This is a genomic window from Bradyrhizobium arachidis (genome assembly GCF_015291705.1).
Taxonomy (GTDB): domain Bacteria; phylum Pseudomonadota; class Alphaproteobacteria; order Rhizobiales; family Xanthobacteraceae; genus Bradyrhizobium; species Bradyrhizobium arachidis.
Window position 1 is genome coordinate 6,090,307 of sequence record NZ_CP030050.1, and the last position, 17,367, is coordinate 6,107,673.

Below are 17,367 nucleotides of genomic sequence, written 5' to 3' on the forward strand. Positions count from 1 at the left end.
GGTCCCCCGGGCCCGTGGTGTTGCGCGCAGCCCCGCTCAGGGCTGCTTGCGCTCCTTGTCATCGGACTCGGTCCCTTGCCCGCTGCTGGACGGATTGGAGCCCTGACCGCCATTCTCGCCGCCACCATAGCCGACCACCTCGACGATGAAGACCGAGGCGCGATCGTTGTTGCCGCCGGCGGTCGGCGGCTCGGCCGACTTGGCCGCGGCGCCGGCGGTGTTCGAGGCCGCGCTGAGCGCGCCGATGTTCGGAGCCGTGACGGTCGGGATGCCGGTCGCGGTGCCGCCAACCTGGATGTTGCCGGCATTGACCACGTTCACCGCCGCGAGCGTCAGGTTGCCGGAGACGCGGATGCCGGCTTCGCCCGCGTCGACGGTACCGCGCGGGGCGAGCAGATAGGCGTTCGACTTCTTCGCAAGCTTCGAACTCTGGACCGCCGCGATGCCGGCGCCGCTGACGAGGCCGCCGAGATCGACGCTCTGATAGTCGTCGGAGTTGAACACGACCTGCAACGGCGGGAAGGACAGTGTGGTCTGGGCGCCGCGGCCGGCGTCGAGGTCGCCGTTCGAGCTCCACATCAGGATGTCGCCGCCTTGCTGGGTCATGATGCGGCTCGAATTGACCAGCACGCTGGCATCGGTGAACGTGTTGATGTCGCCGACACCGAGCGTGAGGATGCCGAGATCGTTCGGCTTGAGCAGCGGGTTCGGCTCGAGCGCGAGCGAGCCGACGCGGATCGTTCCGCCCGGACCGAAGATCGAGATGTCGCCGCCGAGCCTGGTCTGGATCGTCGCGTGCAGCAGGTCGAGATCGCCGGTGTGCTTGAGCGCGTTGGCGCCGTTGGTGCCGCCCCCCAGCGCGTTCTGCGTGTACCCGAAGTCCGACGGGAACATGGTGTTGATCGCCTGGTAACCGCGCTGGTAGTTGCCCGATGTTGCCGATTGCGCCTTGCCGACGGCCTTGAGCTCGGCGAAGAACACCTTGTCGGCGAAGACGTGCTGAAGATCCTTCGGCAATGACTGGAAGATGCCCCATGCGTCGGCGTCGCTGCTGGCCGACCTGCCGATGCTGACGAGGAAATCCTTCAGCTCGCCGATATAGTTGTGATCGACGCGGGAGGCGTTGGCGGGATCGATATAGGTGCCGATCACGCCCGGATGATAGACGGACTGATTGGTGGCCCGGTCCACGGTCGAGTAGCCCTCGTAGTTGATGCCGTTGGCGACGCCGAACATCGTGATGATGTCGGCCCCGGTGCCCGGAAGCAACTCGTTGCGCTTCTTCGTGATCGCGTTGACGGCACCGAGCAGCGTGATGTCGTAAAGGCCACTCGAGCCCAGGCTGACAAATCGGTTGCCGACCGGCCACAGGCTGGCGTTACTGACCGAGGCGATGCCCTCCTGGTCCGGGGTGAAGGCGCTGCTGTCGCGCGTGACGGGCAGGAACGGCCCGAGGTCGCGCCCGGCCTGCACGACGAGGAAACCGGAGCCGGCGATCTGCAGGCCAGGCCCACCGAGAACACGCCTGAATGTGAAACCGGTCGGGGCCGGGAGATTTAAAGCCGATGTGACGTTGGAAAACGTCGCACCGTAGTTGTACAAAATGTCACGTCCCGCCTCAATGGTCGTGACGTCGTCTGCAGCAACGTTCTGCGCGATAAGATTGAGATTGAGAATGTCGCGGCCGGCATAGATTTTTGCCGGCCGGTTGAGTTCGACCCTCGAATAGTCAACCGGCGTGGCCGAGGAGACGATTGAACCAGTCGGTATGAGGCTTGTCGTGGTCGCCACCGCCGAGATGTCGCCCGATACCGCGTAGATGCGTGCAGGGTTGGTATCATGGTCGTTCCGGTGGGCGAGCAGTGCGGAACTGGAGGCGCCCGTCATGCCGTTGTTGGGCTGGTATGGGTCGAACGCCGTATCGAGCAACGATGGCCCCGCCGAAATGGACGGCGCGGCCGTAGCCAGATTGGTATAGCCGCCGGTCAGGTCAATGCTACCCTGCGCAAGCAGTTCAAACCTACCATTCTCCGAGCCCGTCAAGACGATGCCGGGCATAACGGATAGGGTATTAGTCGTCGAATTGGGCGCGAGCCCTTTTGTGGTGATGTCCCCGTCCGCTGCGATCGCGGTGAAGCTCGCAGGATAGGTCAATCCGGTGATCCAGGCGATCGTACCTGTCTGCGGCATCGCGATGTTCAGGTTTCCAGTGGATGCCACGACGTTGACCGCACTGTCCGGTCCATAGGTGTTCATGAGCAGCCCGGTGGTTGCCGTGGTCGCGGAATTGGCCGCCGTGCCCGACTGAAGGTGCAGCTGGGCGGGGTTGACCACGCCGCCGATCGCCATCGATCCGCCCGAGAGCATGCTGATCTGGCCGGTGTCCACCGCGAGCAGGGTGTAATTGGGCGCGCTCGTTCCGTCCCTGAGCGTGATCGTGCCGTTTGCGTCCACGACGCCGCTGACCTGGATGCTCGCGTGCCCCGAGCCTTCGTAATATGAACCGCCCAGCAGATTGCGACCCGCTCGCACCGTCATGTTGCCGCTGCCATAGAGCTGGGTTTGCGGTGTGCTCGCCGAGGAAAGCCCGCCGGTGACCCGCCCGGTCGTGGGCAGTGAGACCGAGACGTCGACCAGATCGCGGCCTGCAACGACATTGACGTTGCCGCCAGCAGAGAGAATGCCCTCCCGGAAGCTGGCGTACTGGATCCACCAGGCGGTCTGTGATGCAATGCTTGCGGAAGGAGCGAATACGCCGGCACCCACGGTTGGGGCGCCGACCGAGCTCGTCACGCCGGCATCGGCGATGAGCCATGGCACATAGTAGGCATTCCACAGGGTTGTGGTGACCTGACCATTAAGTGGGTTCTTCGTCGTCGTCGTGACGTTCTTGTAGCCCTTGATGTCCTGCTGTGCGATGACCGACACGTCACCCGCAGCAGTGGGGAAAGCTGCGTTGGTTGGCGCGCCATAGATCGCTTCCACGAGGGTCGAATTCGTGCCGCTCTGTGTCGGGCTGCTATAGCTCAACAGCTGCGGCTCGAGGAAGCCGTTGGCATCCGTCACATTGCCAGACGCATCGTAAGGGTTGGCGTATCGGGCGGTGTTCACGCCCGCGGCATAGATGACGCCCGGCGCGACCGTATCGGCGAAAGTGACGTCGCGCGCGGCCGCGACCGAGATGCTGCCAGTGCCGGTCCGCACCATGGTCGGGAGATTGAGATTCGCCGCGATGGTCGATGCCAGCGCGTGCCCGCTCACGACGACGTCGCCGGCACCGCGGCCGTTCACGCTTGCGAGCGACTGCATCGCGTTTGGATTGGCGCTTCCCATGTCGGCGCCGGCCGTCAGACGGTAGGACCACGAACCGGGATTGGTGATCGCGGCTAGGTCATCCGATGCGGAGTCGGCACCACAATGGCTGACACAGACATTCAGCGTGTGCGGGAACAGGTCCGCTTCGTTGAGGTCAAGCGCACTCGCGCTGACGCCGTTGGGATCGCCGGTCGTGCTGTTCGTTTTGTACGGTGCGATCGGTGCCGGCTTGGAGGTGTTCAGGTTGGCATTATTGTCGATTCTGCGTGCAGCGGGGTTACCGAGATAGGCCGAGACGGCAGACGTCCTGTAGGTCGAGTTCAGATAATCCCCGAACTGGAAGAACCCATCGGAGATCGAGGCGTTGACGTTGATGTTGTTGAAGGCGCGCAGCGTCAGCGCGCCGGCTTCCACCCCGTAGCTCGGCGCGTCCAGGCTACCGTAGTTCGCCAGATAGCGGTAGGCAAAATCGACGTAACTTATGCTGGGATCGAAGTACTGGGTCCCCGCTAGCGAGCCGGTGTTGTTCTGCAACTTCCCGACCGTGCCGGCCGCCAGATTCCAGTTGCTGGCGACGGTGATGTTGCCGCCGTTGATGGTCGGATCCGGATTGACGAGGTCGACGCCGGGCCGCAGATGCACCGCCGAACCGAGCTCGTTGGCGAGCGGCTTCACGATGCGATCCATGGCACCGCTGAAACCGAAGTGCTTGACCTCGGTGCTGGTGTTGTAGGTCCAGTTGCCCTGCACATATTGCCGCAGTGTCACGGCGGCAAAGGCTCCCGTGCCCGTCGCCGCCGCCGTATCCATGTCTGCCGTGACCGAAGCCGCCTGCGTCGCGCCGGCACCGCCGCCCGAGAAGCTGACGGTGGCACTACTGCCGACGGTGTACCCCGCACCGGCGTTCGTCACATTGACGCCGACGACCGTCATCACGGTGCTGGCGAAATCGGCGGCGCTCAGGTGCCCGGTGAGAATGAGCTTGCCACCCTGATAGAACAGGATGGTGGACGGCGCGCCCGTAAAGCCGCTGCCGGCGCCGGTGATGGTGAAGGTCGGAACGCCGTTCGCGTCCGTCGTCACGGTTCCGGTCGCCGAAGCGCCGCCCGAGGCGGATTGGATCACCACGTTGCCCGAGAAATTGGGATCGAGGTGATACCAGTTGCTCGTCGTGGCGATCGAGATGCTCTTGAGCCCCATCACCGCGGTGCCCTGGGCCTGGCCGGCCGTCGTCAGTTGCGCGCTGGCGAAATCGCTGCCCGTCATGTGCGCGGTAGTGACAAGAACACCCTGGCTGTAGAAGCGGATCGTCGCAGGCGCACCGGTGAAGCCGCTGCCCGGATTGGTGATGGTGAAGGTGGGAACGCCGTTCGCGTCGGTCGTCACGATGCCGCTCGCGGCGAGACCGCCCGTGGGCGCCTCGATCACGACCTCGCCGACAAAATTGGGGTCGAGGTGATACCAGCTGCTGGTCGAGGCGATCGATATGCTCTTGAGTCCGGTCGCAGATGTCGCTGGCGCAGAGAAGATCACGTCGGGAACCTGAGTGTACGCCCCGCCGCTGCCCGGAGGCACATACACCGTGTTGACCTTCAGGCTGGTCTTCGTCACCGAGCCGCCGGGATCAAGCACGCCGTTCCAGCCGAGCGAGGACGCATCGATACCGCCCTGGCCGTTGGTGCTGAAGCTGACGAACGACTCGATCGTCACATCGCGCGCGCCAGTGATCGTCGATGCGATCTCGGTGATGTAGACATCGTTGCCGCCGTCATTGGGCGCACGGATCAAGACCGTGCCGCCGCTCAAGCCGCCCTTGGTGCCGCCATGGACGTCGATGCGCGAGCCCGGCTGCAGGTCGATGCCAGCATTGCTCTTGGTGCCCCAGCCGATCGCGATCGTCACGTCGCCGCCGCGTTCATCGCGGTGCTCGGTGGATGCGTTGAGGACGCCCGTTGGCGTGAGGTCGATCTCGTTGGCGGCGTAAAGGTTGATTTTTCCGCCGGCCTGCCCGGTGCCGTCGGCCGTCTTGCCGGCATAACCGCTGGCGTCGATCGTGCCTGCGATGACGATGCGTCCGAACTGCTGCGTCGGATCGCCGCCGTTCCAGGTCTTGTCATCCGCCGTGAGCGTGACCGAGTTGGCCTTGAGCGTGTGGCCCTCGGACAGGATCAGATCGCCGGTCCGGGTGTGGATGTCGACCGCCCCGGTGAAGCCGGCCGCCAGCAACTTGTCCGCCAGCGGATCGAGCGCCACTCTTGGCGTGAAGCCCTGGCCGTCGACCTGAAGTCTGTTGGCGTCGATCAGCAAGCCGCCGCCGAGACCGTTGCCGCCCTTGCCGCGGAGATCCCCGAGCACCGTGGCTTGGCCGGCGGTCGCGAAAATCTGGACCTGTCCGCCATAGCCCATGCCACCGTCGGTCTGCGCCACGTCGATCACGCTGGCGTCGTTGCCGTTGGCCGCGCCGCTGGCGCCGCGCGTGACGACGTTGCCGAGATCGGCCTTCAGCACGATTTTCCCGCCAGCCAAATAGGTCGTGGTATCAACCAGGTTCTTGGCGTAGCCGCGCGCCGACAAATAGGCATTGTTGTCGAGCCTGACGTCTCCTTGCGTGGCCTCGAGCGTGATCGAGCCGGATTGCGCCTGGATGACCGCGCCCGAACGCTGCCTGCCCTGATCATCGGCAAAGCCGCCAACATTGACGCTGCCACCCTTGATCAGCAGGCTGCCGCCGGTGTCGCCGCTGTCCTTGGGCGGATTGGCGCGAACGGGCGGATTGCTGGGATCGACGACGGCGTCGCCGATGTTGACGGCGCCGGAAGTAGCAACGACGAACGATCCGCCGCCCTTCGAGGTGTTGCCGCCCACGGCAACCAGCGGCGTGATCATCTGGAGACCGACCACGTCGTTGCCGGTGCCCAGCGTCAACGTGCCTTGATTGCCGAACAGCACCTGGTCGCTGGCAGCGAGATTCACGTGCGAGAATCCCGCGATGGTCTGGCTGCCGCCGCCGAATACGACGTTGGTCGCGGTGACGTTCAGACTTCCACCGACGCCGGCCTGCGCCGACGTGCCGGTCGCGCCGCTGGTGTTGACCAGCGTCAGGGTGCCGCCGACCTCGATCCTGCTGTTGCCGCCGGTCCCCGTCACCGCGCGCGCGTCGAGCGTCAGCCCCTGCATCATCGTCTGGATCAGGTTGGTGCCGTAGAACGTGATGTCGCCGCCGGTTGCGGCGAGCGTCAGGTTCTTCACCCCGCCGAGCTGGGCCAGATTGCCCTGGCTCAAGATCACGCTGTCGTTCGCGCCCGCGCCGATCCCGATGCTGCGGCCGGCGATCTTGGCCTGGTTCGCGGTGATGGTCGTCGCCGGCAGATTGGGATTGCCCGCGACCGCCTTGTTGAGAATGATGTTGTTGGTGGTCGCGGACGCCTGCATGAACAGGTTGTTGGTCGTGATGTGCGCGCCCGCCTCGATCTCGATACGACCGACATTGCCGCCCGGCAATGTGATCGTGGCCGGACTGCTGCTGCCGTCGGCGCTACGCACCGGGAGGCCGCTGCTTGCCAGCGTCGTGAACTGGATGGTCAGCGGCGAGCCCGAGGGTCCCGCGACAGCAAGCGTCGAATCCTGAGACGCGACGAACAGGGCGCCAAGACCCTGGCTGGAATAGCTGGACAACACGGCCGTGGACGACGGGGTGCCGTTGGCGTAGCCCGCCCCCGGAACGCTGACGGGGAGCTTATTGATATCGGCACCGGTGATGACGGTGCCGGTGGAATCCAGCGTTCCGCCGAGAGCCGCCGCCACTTGCTGTGCCGTGGTGCTGCCGCTCGCATTCGAGCCGACGTAGAAGTTGCGTCCCGCGCCGGTATGAACAGTCCCGCTGGTCGTGATCACGCTGCCGGTGGCGATCGAGATGGTGCCGGTGCCCGTCGGCACAGTGGCGTTGAACTGGGTCGTGCCGTCGACCCAATTGCCACTGACGTTGACCTGGAATGACGACGAGACAGTCTGTTGAGTCGCTCCCGGCTGGGTGACCAGCATGACTTCCGGAACGATCAGGCCATCCGGCGTATCGACCACGAGCTCAGATGCGGTCCCTGTGATCAGCGTGCCCTTTGACGTATCACTGCGCAATCCGCCGATCAGGACACTTTCGAAGCTCGCGAGCTGCTCGCTCGCCACGACGACATAGCCCGCAGCCGTATAGCCCTGTTGATTGACGCTGGAGCTGAGCACGGCCAGCTTGCTCGCCGAAATATCGAGCTCGCCGCCGCGACCGCCATTGGCAGGTGCGTTCAGCTCGGATGCCGCGAGCAGGAGCGATTGCTGGGCAATCACTGCGATGCGGCCCGCATCGAGCGGAAGCCGCGGGATCGCGACGCCGTCGTGCTTCGCCTTGTCGGTGAAATAGCTGTTGGCGGTGCTGAAGCTGTATTCGCTGTATTGACGCCAGACGCTGCTGCTTTGAACCGCGAACAGCTCGCTGCCGGACGATGAAGTTCCAGGCCGCACCGATTGCGTGTAGTGGCCCGACACCAGCACCGTGCCATCGGGCAGCGTCGTGCCCGATGGGATGTTGCGCCCGAGATTGCTGCCATAGTCGACCACGCGCAAGGCGCCCGGCAGGGTCGCATAGTGCCCCGGGTAGAGCGTATAGGTGCCGGCCGGAACGCCGCTGCTGCCATCGAGATAGATTTGCTGTCCCGCCAGCGGATAGGCATCGCCCGCCTTGACGGTTTGGCCGCCATCGAGGCTGCGCGCCGTGGTGAAATGGATGTCGAAGGCTGCGACCGGATCGTTGCTCGAGGGAACGAGCGCATAGACGGTCTGGCCCGAGGGCGTCGTCGCGAGGGTGTCGCGCGAGCCGCCCTTGCCCTGGATCCACTCGGCGGCCTGAAGATCGCCGCCGCCGCGCGTATCGATCGTCGAGCCCTGCTTGACCGCAACGCCCTTTCCGTTCAGCACGAGCCCCTTCGACGGCAGCACCGGCTCGGTACCGTTTGCTGCGGCCAGCACAGGGTGGAGACTGGCGTTGTAGTACCAGTTCACGCCGTCGATCGTTTCGCCGTAGGGCACGACGGTGTCGGCGAGCGTGACCGAGGTCAGGCTGCCGGGCTCGAGGGTCACCAACGTGGTCTGTATTTTCGACGTGTTGCCGGCCGCCGTGCCGTCATCGCCGAGCGTGATCCTGCCGAGCGGGGCAAAGATATTGCCGCCCTGATCGATGGTCGCGGCATAGACGCTGAGCGAGCCGCCGGCCGACAGCGGATTATCGCTGCGGCCGCCCGCGGTAGCCTGGAAAGTGACGTTGCCGGTCGTCTGAATGGTGAAGTCGACATCCGAGACGGGGTAGATTCGCTGGGCGTCGAGGACAATGTTGGCGCCGCCCGCCGCGATCCGGCCGCTGAACCGCGCAGCATCGGTCGAGCTGCCGCCGTTGGTAACCTTCGGGGTGCTGAGACGTATGTCGCCCGAACTTTTCAGCTGGATATCGTTGAAACCGGCAAAGGCGGTATTCTCGATGTCGATCGTCCGGGCGACGATGACGTCCGAGGTCGGATCACCCGCTTTGGTGCGTTCGAAGCCCAGATGCAGCGAGCTGCCGGCGGTGCTGCTGGCACCGCTCCCGCCGGTGAGCAGCATATAGGGTGCGGCCAACGTCACCGTGCTGCCGGATTGCGTGGAGCTGATGGTGTTGGCCGCGATGTAGAGCCGGGACAGGCCGTTGTCGGATGTCCAGGTCACAGAGCCCGAGATCGACAATGGATTCAACGTCGGCGCGGCAATGCCGTAGGTGCTCCCCGACAGACCCGTAAAGATTCGCGCGGCTCCATTTTGCGCCGTCCCACTGTAGAGGAAGACGTTCTCGAACGCGCTCAGCCGATCGACTGCGGCGAAGATCGAAGACGAAGTACCCGACGCCGACGCAAGCTGATTGACGAGCGAACTCGAATTGCCCGCGAGGTTGGCAAGCGTCGCCGGACCGCCTGCAAGAGTTCCGGCCAGTGCAGCCATGACATTGGCGGAATCCTGCTGCAGCAGCATCGCGCCGCCGCCGAGCATGAGGGTCCCGCCATTGGCCAGCGGCGTTTTGCCGTCGGCCGACATCACCTGCGTGCCGTCGGCCGAACGTCCACCCTTCGCCTCGAAGGTGCCGCCCCAGACGAACGCAGCGGCATCGACCTTGACGGTGCCGGCATCGCTCCAGGACTGAACCGTGACCGCGCCGCCGTGGCCGTCCTGGGCCTGGATCGACGTGGCGTAACCGGACACGTCGACCACAGCACCTTGCTCGGCGACGACATAAGTGCCGGACGGCACAGTACCGGGCGTGTAGGTGTTTGCGAGAGTGCCGACCTGAACGTTTGGCGCGGCGGCCTCGATGGTAAAGGTGCCGCCGCCCAGGACCGTACCGCTGACAAGCTGGCCCTTCGGCTGGCCAAAACGTGAGTTGGCCACGAATGTTCCGGAGACGTCGACCTTGGCCTGGGGGCCAAGCCAGGTCTTCTGCGCGTTCACCACGACCGTGCCGCCATGATCGATCACGCTGCCGCGCAGCAGGACGTTCTGGGCTGCCTGCTCCCGGGTCGGATCCAACACAGTGTACTGCGGGATGCCACCAAAGCTGACCTTGGCCTGCGGATCGGTCGTAATCACGGCACCCGTGTCGAGCAGGATGTTGTCCGATTTCAGCGTGAGATCCACCGCCTTGCGCTGATCGTCCGGCAGGCGCGCCCGCGCCGCGACGTCCGCAATCTTGCTGCCGGTCCCGACCTTGCTGTAGTCGGCAATGCTCGAAAGGTTCTGCTGCTGGAGCGTCAGGTTCACCCCGGCGGCCACGGTGATTGTCGCCTTCGTGCCGGTCCAGCCGTCGGGGGTCGATTCGATCACATAGGCGCCAAATCCGCCATCCGTCAGCCGGGAGGCCGCGAGCGTGACCGACGTGAAGCCCGCGCCGGTCGAAGTCACGATGCCCGAGTTCGCGTCGGCGCGCGTGGTGCTGTCGATCGTGATCGTCTTGGCCGCGCCCAGCGTCAGCGTGCCGTTGCGCTCAAAGCCGTAGGCCCGTAGCGTACCGTCGAGCTGGAGCTGCGCGACGTTGCCGCTGCTCGGCCTCGCCGGCCCCCCGCTGTCGGTTGGGTCGACAAACGCGGTACCTTGATAAGTGAGGAGTGAAATGCTGCCCCCGCGCCCGGCCATGACGCTCGTCGAGACGGTCTTGGCAACACCAGTCGAGGAAATGTATCCGCCGCTCGAGGCGTCCAGCAGCGATCCCTGCGCGAGCAGAATATTGCCGGTGGTGTCAATTCCGTTGCTGTTCGTATTCGTCGCAATCGAAATCGAGCCGCCGTCGATGTATCCTGGGCCGCCCATATCGGTCCCGCGCCGGCCGGTGTCGTTCCCCCAGCGACCGCTGACGTCGAGCGTACCCTTAACAAAGATGTCGGCCTTGCCGGATACAGTCTGCGCCGAGCGGAATAAGGGATTGTTTCGAGCCGAAAAGCCGTCGGTCACCAGGCTGATCTGGCCGCCGGCCGCCGTGATATTGCCCGCGATACTGATCGCGCTGCCGGTCTTAGCGGAGAATGTTCCACCGGCCGCGAGGTTGAGGTCGGGCACTCCTGCCGCGTCGTTCGCCGAATTGTGCGTGACCAGCAGATCGTTGCTGTTGATCTGCAGCAGGCTGAGACCGTAGCTCGACAACGTCGCGGCCGACAGCACGGTCTGGTACACGCTGGTCGGGATGAAATCATCGCCCTTCACAACAGGCGCGAATTCCGACGGGTCGGGTACGCCCGCGATATGCCCGATCTGGTTCGTCACTCCCAATCCGCCGGACCTCGAATCCGGGCTCGTGCCGATCACGACGCTGCTCGCGAGATTGAGAGTTAGATATCCTTGCGAGGGGAGCTCGTCGCCCTTGGCTTGCGTGGCGGTGACGCCATTCGTCGCCGATGGCTTGAGGCCGAGGGAGATTTGCCGTTCGCCAGCCACGGACCCGAAATACATCTGGCCCTGGAGCTGGGGACTGACGGTGGTGACGTTGATGCCGCCAGCGTCGTGTCCCTCGGTATAGCCAGGCTGATAGACCTTCGTCGCAGTCGACCAGACCTCCTTCACGCCCCAACGCGAGTGATTGACCGTGAACGTGCCGGCGAGCCCGAGATAGGTCATGTTGGGATCGGCGTTCGCGATACCGTATCTGCGGCCATCAGCCCCGAGCAGCACGCTGGTCGAGACCATGCCCGGGAGATAGGTGACGTTGCCACCCGCGACGTTGATCACCGAACCGGACTGCGTGATCACGCTGCGGCTGGGGGTCCCGCCGTCCGTCGCGGTCTGGTCCGTTTGCAGGGTGACGGCGCCCCCGCTGGTCATGAGTTGCTGAATGCTGCGGCCGTAAGCGTTGATCGTGCCGCTGGCATCGGCGACTGGCGTTCCCACCCATGTCGTGCCGTCGCTTCGCGTCCCGGAGGCGCGGATGTCGATCCACAATGTCTGGCCGTACAGGGCGCCATTGCGCTGCAGCGGCATATCGGCGAATTCATTGCCGCGCGGCACGAACGGAATGAAATTGTAGCTGGCCGGGAGCACGACGTTCTGCAGCCCTGCAACGTCGACGGTTGCGCCGTCCTCCAGCAGGACCTGCTGCGGGCCGGTGATGCTGGAATTGAGCGTCCGCAGGACGTTGGTGCCATAACCGAATAACGAGTTCGTCGTGACACCGGTCGCGGTTGACGAATAGATGCTCTTGGAATTGCTCGAACCTAGATCGATCGCGCGCAGATTCAAGGTGGCCGACGGGGCCGATATCAGGCCGCTGGAGCCCACCGTGACCGAGTTCTGGGCAGACAGTTCGACATAGGCCGGGGCGAAGGTCTGCACCGTGCCGCCCGCGCTTCCGCCTTGCGGCAGGCTGCTCGTCAATGGATCGTCGTAGGGAAGTGAGCTGATCGTGCCTTGCAGGTCGACGCTGGTCGCAGCCCGCAACAGGACCATGCTGTTGCGGGTGATACCGGTATCCGCCGAGATGACGCCGGTCTGGCTGACCGTGATCCGATCACCGTTCATCTGGGTGATGCCGCGCGGCGTTTCGATCAGACCGCTATTGCTGATCAGGCCCGTTCCTGCAGCGTATTTCGTCGTAAGCGACTGACCGAGGACATCAGCCGACAGGAGATAGTCATCGGCGAACTGGGTGATCTGAAAATCGGTGCCGCGATAGGCCACGCCGGAAGGAAGCACCGCCGACGGCAGCTTCCAGTACCCGCCCGAAACAAGATCGATGGTACGGGCCGCCACCATGGCAACCTCGCCGGCAGGAGACGTGAGCGTCCCCGCATTGGAGACGTTGCGGCCGAACAGATAAATGAAGCCGGGCGAATCCAGATCGACCACACTGGTCTTGATCGATGCGCCGGCCTGGACCGTTACGTCACCCCAGTGGTTGTTCTCAGCTGAGTAGCCCGAGTCGGCCGGCTTCAACGTGGTAGCAACGGAGAACGAGTTCGCACCATTAATGCCGGTACCCAGAAAATACTGATCGCGTGCGCTCTGCGTCAAATTCAGCGCGCCAACGTCCAGGCTCGAGGCCACCAGCGCGTGAACATTGACCTGCGCCCCGGCGCCGAAAATGATGCCGTTGCGGTTGATGACGTAGACGCCGCCGAGCGCGCTCATCTGCCCGAGAATTTGCGTCGGCGAGCCGGTCGGATCAGTCACGCGATTCAGCACGGTCCAGTCGGCGGATTGCTGCTGGAACTTCACGGACGTATTGCGGCCGATGTTGAACGTCTCCCAGTTCAGGATCGCCTTCTGCTGCGTCTGGGTGATGTCGACCGAGTACTTCCCGTCCTTGACCGTCTGGGTGAACGTCGTGCTGGCGTTCTGCCACGAGGCCGGCGTGTTGAGTTGCAGGGTCGAGCACGAATTCCCGCATCCGCTCTGTGCGGTGACGTCCTTCACGCCGCCAAGTGGCATCAAGCCGTTCTTGATGACGCCATTCACGGTCGAGGCGGCTTGCGCGGCGGCCGCAGCAGCGTCCTGCTGCGCCTGGCGTGCCGCCGAAAGTGCGGCCGCGGCGCGCGCGAGAGAGACTTGCGCCTGCGCGCCTGCGGCAGCGGCTTGCGCCGCCGCCTGTCCGGCGGCCAGCTGGGCCGCGGTGGCGGGGGCTACCGATGAATTGCCCGGGGTGAGGCTGCGTGCCTGGGCCTGATGGCTGATCAGTCCGGGCAGAATGGCTGTCGAGGTCAGCAGCGCGGCCCGGATGCTGCGCCAACGAAGCGAAAAGGCCGATGGTTTCCGATCGATAGTCACGCGTCACACTCCAGCGGGAATGGGCGTTGCTTAGGGCGGCCCACCGGCCGCACCGGCCGGCTTCGCGGCCGCCGCTGAGAGCACGCAACGTGCGCGTCGGGTATCACATATACTGTTACATTTATATGATATTTAACTAACGATTAACGATATGTCCGATGGAGCAGACAACAACACGGCTCACCGATATCCGCCTCGTGCCGACGCAGTTCCAGGGCGCAAAAAGCCCGGCCAAACCGCGCTGCCGCAATCTGGCCGGGACTGATGAGACAGACGATTGCCTAGCGCGACGGCGCGGCGTCGGGCTTCGCCTCGAGCAGCTTGGAAAGCGCGATCTCGTTCACGACCGGGGGAGACTGCTTGAGCAGTTCCGCGACATAGGCGCGACGATTGGCCTCGATGCGCTCGGCCCGCATACGTTGCACCAGGGCATCCCTCACCTCCGCAAACGGCCGCGTATGCGCAGCCTCGGTATCCAGCAGCTTCACGATGTGCCAGCCGTCATCAAGCCGGATCGCTTCGGTGATGCCTGATTTTTGCAGTCCAGTGACCTGACTGCGAATTTCGGTCCGCAGATCGGGCTCGTTCACCCAGCCGATCTCGCCGTCACGCTCGGCCGACGAGGATTCCTCGGACGAGCTGCGCGCAATCGCCGCGAAATCCGCACCCGATTGCTTGACCTTCTTGACGACGTCATCGAGCTTCTTGCGTGCGGTGTCCTCAGCGGCCTTATCCGCATCCTTCGGCACGGCGATCACGATCTGGGCAAGGCGGAAGCGGCGCGGGACGAGGAGCGCGCTGGCATTTGCCTCATACACGCTCTTGACCTCGGCCTCGCTTGGAAAGCCGTCGGGCGGCGCCGTCACGGACTGGAGATAGCTTTCGACGATCAGGCTTTCGCGCGCACGCGCGAGCTGGGCGACGACCGCCGGCTGCTGCTCCCATTTCTTGGCGGTTGCCTCCTTGAGCACGAGGCGATTGGCGAGGATTGCCCGCACCGTCTGGCTGAGCAGGGCCGGATCACGCGCCATCGCGGCCTGCTGGCGCGCGTCCAGAAGCATGATCGTCGCCTTGACCTCGTCTGCGTTCACGTCGCTGCCGCCGACCCGTGCGATGACCTCGCCGGTCTTCACCGCCGAAACGTCCTCGGCGGCCGGCGCGCGCGCGGGAGCTGCAGGCGCGGGACGCGCCGGTGCGGGTGCGGGCGCCGGCTGGGGTGCATTGCGGGTCTGCGCCGTGGCCATCGACGAGCTGGCAGCGATGAGCGCGCCGGCAAGCATGGCGGCTTTGAATGCGTGATCGGTCATGGCTTGGCCTTCTGTTCGAGGATCTTGTCGCGGAAGTCCTGGGCCGCATTCTGGTGCTCGACCCGCTTCAATCCAAATACAGGATCGTGGTCGAGAACCTTCTCGAACGGATCCATCGCCTCGTATTTGGTCACGACCTCGTTAGCCGTCTTCACGAGCTGGACGTTTTTGGCCTCGCAAGCCTTGGTGCTCGCCTTGAACGCGGTGGCCTCAGCTTCGAATTTAGCCCGCTCGGCGTCCTTGGCCCGCGCGACGCCCGCCGCCTCGCCATAGGCGACCTTCCACTTTTCGAGTGAATCGTCGCGTTCAGACAGACGCTCGTTGAAGTCCTTCACGGCCTGACGATAGGCCTGCTCCGCTTCCTTGACCTGGGCACGGTAGGCCTCGTTCTGCTTGCGCAGCCGGTCACGTTCCTGCTCGGCCGAGGTCAGCTTGGCCTGGAGCGCGGCGCGTTGATCTTCCGCCGCCCTCGCCTGCGCAGTCGCGGTGCGCAGCGCCTCGCGCAGGCGATCGCCTTCCTGGTCTGCGTGCGCGATCGCGGGGATAATGAACGCCAACGCGGCAATGGAGGAGAGACGCAACAGCCGCATGGTCAGAACCTCGCATTGAGATCGAGCTGCACGATATCGACTGCATAGGGCAGGCCCGCGATATTGTTAGCGCTCATCCAGCGCACCGAAGCCCAGATGTTCTCGCCGAGGCCGACATTGCCGCCGATGAAGTAGCCCTTGAGGTTGGTGCCGCCGAGACCGAAGTCGGAATCGACGAACGCATCCACCATCGCGTCGGACTCGAGATATTTGTAGCCGACATGCGCGTTCCAGTCCCAGAGATGCTTGATCTCCTTATTGCCGACGGTGAGGCGCGTGAGCCAGCCCTGGTTGCCGCCGTTGAACGGGCCGGCCGAGCCATCAGGCGTTCCCGCGAAATTGTTCACCGCAACAGCGGAGACCGCTCCACGATTGAACGCCGTGTTCCAGATATATTCTGCGTCGAGGATGACGTGAATTGGATTGAACTGGGCGAAGTCGAGCTGAGCGCTGGCGACAACCGGACGGAAGTCGCTCGCCAGGCCGTAGTACTGGTAGTTCAGAGAGCCATCTGGCGGAAAGGACGCGGGCAGCACCAGGGGAATGTTGCGCAGTTGCATGTAAGTGTTGCCCTTCTGGGCAAATGAAGGCCGCAAGATATCCGTGTCGCAGACATCGGTTGCAGCGCCGACAAGGCATGGCGAGGAAAGCTTGCCGCGCATGTTCGTGAAATCATAGTAAGCGACCGCCATGGTCAGGCTCGTTTCGGGATCGAACCGCGCCCCGAAGCCGCCCTGCGCACCGAATAGCCATTTGTCGCGGCTCGGAGTCTTGATCGGTCCATTCAGGTTCGCCGTGTTGAGCCCGGCGTTCAGATCGGTGTTGAAGACGGGGAACGCGCCGCCGACGAAGAAGGGCGTAAATCCTTCAGCGACCTCCTGCTTGGCCTGGATGGCAAAGCCGTCGAAGCCGATCTCCTTGTACCAGACCAGATCCGTCGGCGACCAGAACGGGTTGTCGAACCGGCCGACCGAACCAACGAAGTCCTGCACCGGCTGATATTTGATGAACGCGCGATCGAGCCAGAGCGCGTACTTCGAGAAATCGCCGCCATTGTTGCCGAACGTCTGATTGGTCGAGACCGGCGAGCTGTTCTCCCCCGTCGCAATTCTCAGGCCTGCGGTGAAGCCGTCATACAGATCGACATCGGCACCGAGCCGTGCGCGAAATCGGAAGCGATTGCGATCCTGCGTCGTGTTGTAGGTCGGAGGAAAGTACCGATTGACCGCGTTGAAATTGTCCTCGAGGAACGGACTTCCCGTGTTGGTCGCATTGTAGTTCTGCAGCGGCCCGTTTCCGGCCGGGAAATGGTCCCCCTCATACCGCACCCGAACGTCGCCATAGAAGCGGATCCGCTGCGCCCATTCCGGATACTTGCCCGGCGAGGCCCAGTTCTCCTTCTCCGCCTTCGCCATGACCTCGGCGCGGATTTCGTCGCGCAGCTGCTTCTTGACGATCTCGGGGACATAGGTCACGCGTTTGGTGCCGGGCGGCGAGACCGCGTCCGTCGCAGTCGCCGCCGCCTTCTCGGCGCCCTCGGCTTTCGTCGTGGCGTCGCGCGTGGCCTGGCGGGCGACATAGGCCTCGTCGTCCGCCTGCTTGATCAGCGCTGCCGCCTGCTCCTCACTGAGCGTGCCCTGCTTTACCAGCAGGTTGATCAGGTTGACGGTCGCATTCGACGACGGCGGCGCGTTGCGCGATACCGTCGGGCGCTTGCCCGGCGGCGTATCATCCTGGGCCGACGCGGGAACGGAAAGCGCAAGCAGGATAGCTGCGGTTCCCGCGAGCTGTCGCTTTGTCATCTCTGCACGCCACATAACGTCGACCCTTCTTCACTC

At 64.2% G+C, this 17,367-nt stretch carries 4 protein-coding genes; all 4 read right to left on the reverse strand.

Annotation, left to right across the window (positions count from 1 at the left end; genetic code table 11):
* Positions 1-36: 36 nt before the first annotated feature.
* Positions 37-13,632 (reverse strand): filamentous hemagglutinin family protein, encoded by a 13,596-nt coding sequence (locus WN72_RS28510; RefSeq protein ID WP_092217348.1) that lies wholly within the window; start codon positions 13,630-13,632, stop codon positions 37-39.
* Positions 13,633-13,913: 281 nt separating this feature from the next.
* Positions 13,914-14,939 carry a peptidylprolyl isomerase gene (locus tag WN72_RS28515; protein WP_092217349.1) on the reverse strand — a complete coding sequence of 342 codons (1,026 nt, stop codon included), beginning with the start codon at positions 14,937-14,939 and terminating at the stop codon, positions 13,914-13,916.
* Positions 14,936-15,529, reverse strand: a complete 594-nt coding sequence (locus tag WN72_RS28520; protein WP_035729624.1) for a hypothetical protein — start codon at positions 15,527-15,529, stop codon at positions 14,936-14,938. Before WN72_RS28520 ends, WN72_RS28515 begins: the two co-directional genes overlap by 4 nt.
* Positions 15,530-15,531: 2 nt before the next feature.
* The gene (locus tag WN72_RS28525) at positions 15,532-17,331 is read right to left on the reverse strand and encodes a putative porin (RefSeq protein WP_231164050.1); all 1,800 of its coding nucleotides are present in this window, start codon (positions 17,329-17,331) and stop codon (positions 15,532-15,534) included.
* Positions 17,332-17,367 lie beyond the last annotated feature (36 nt).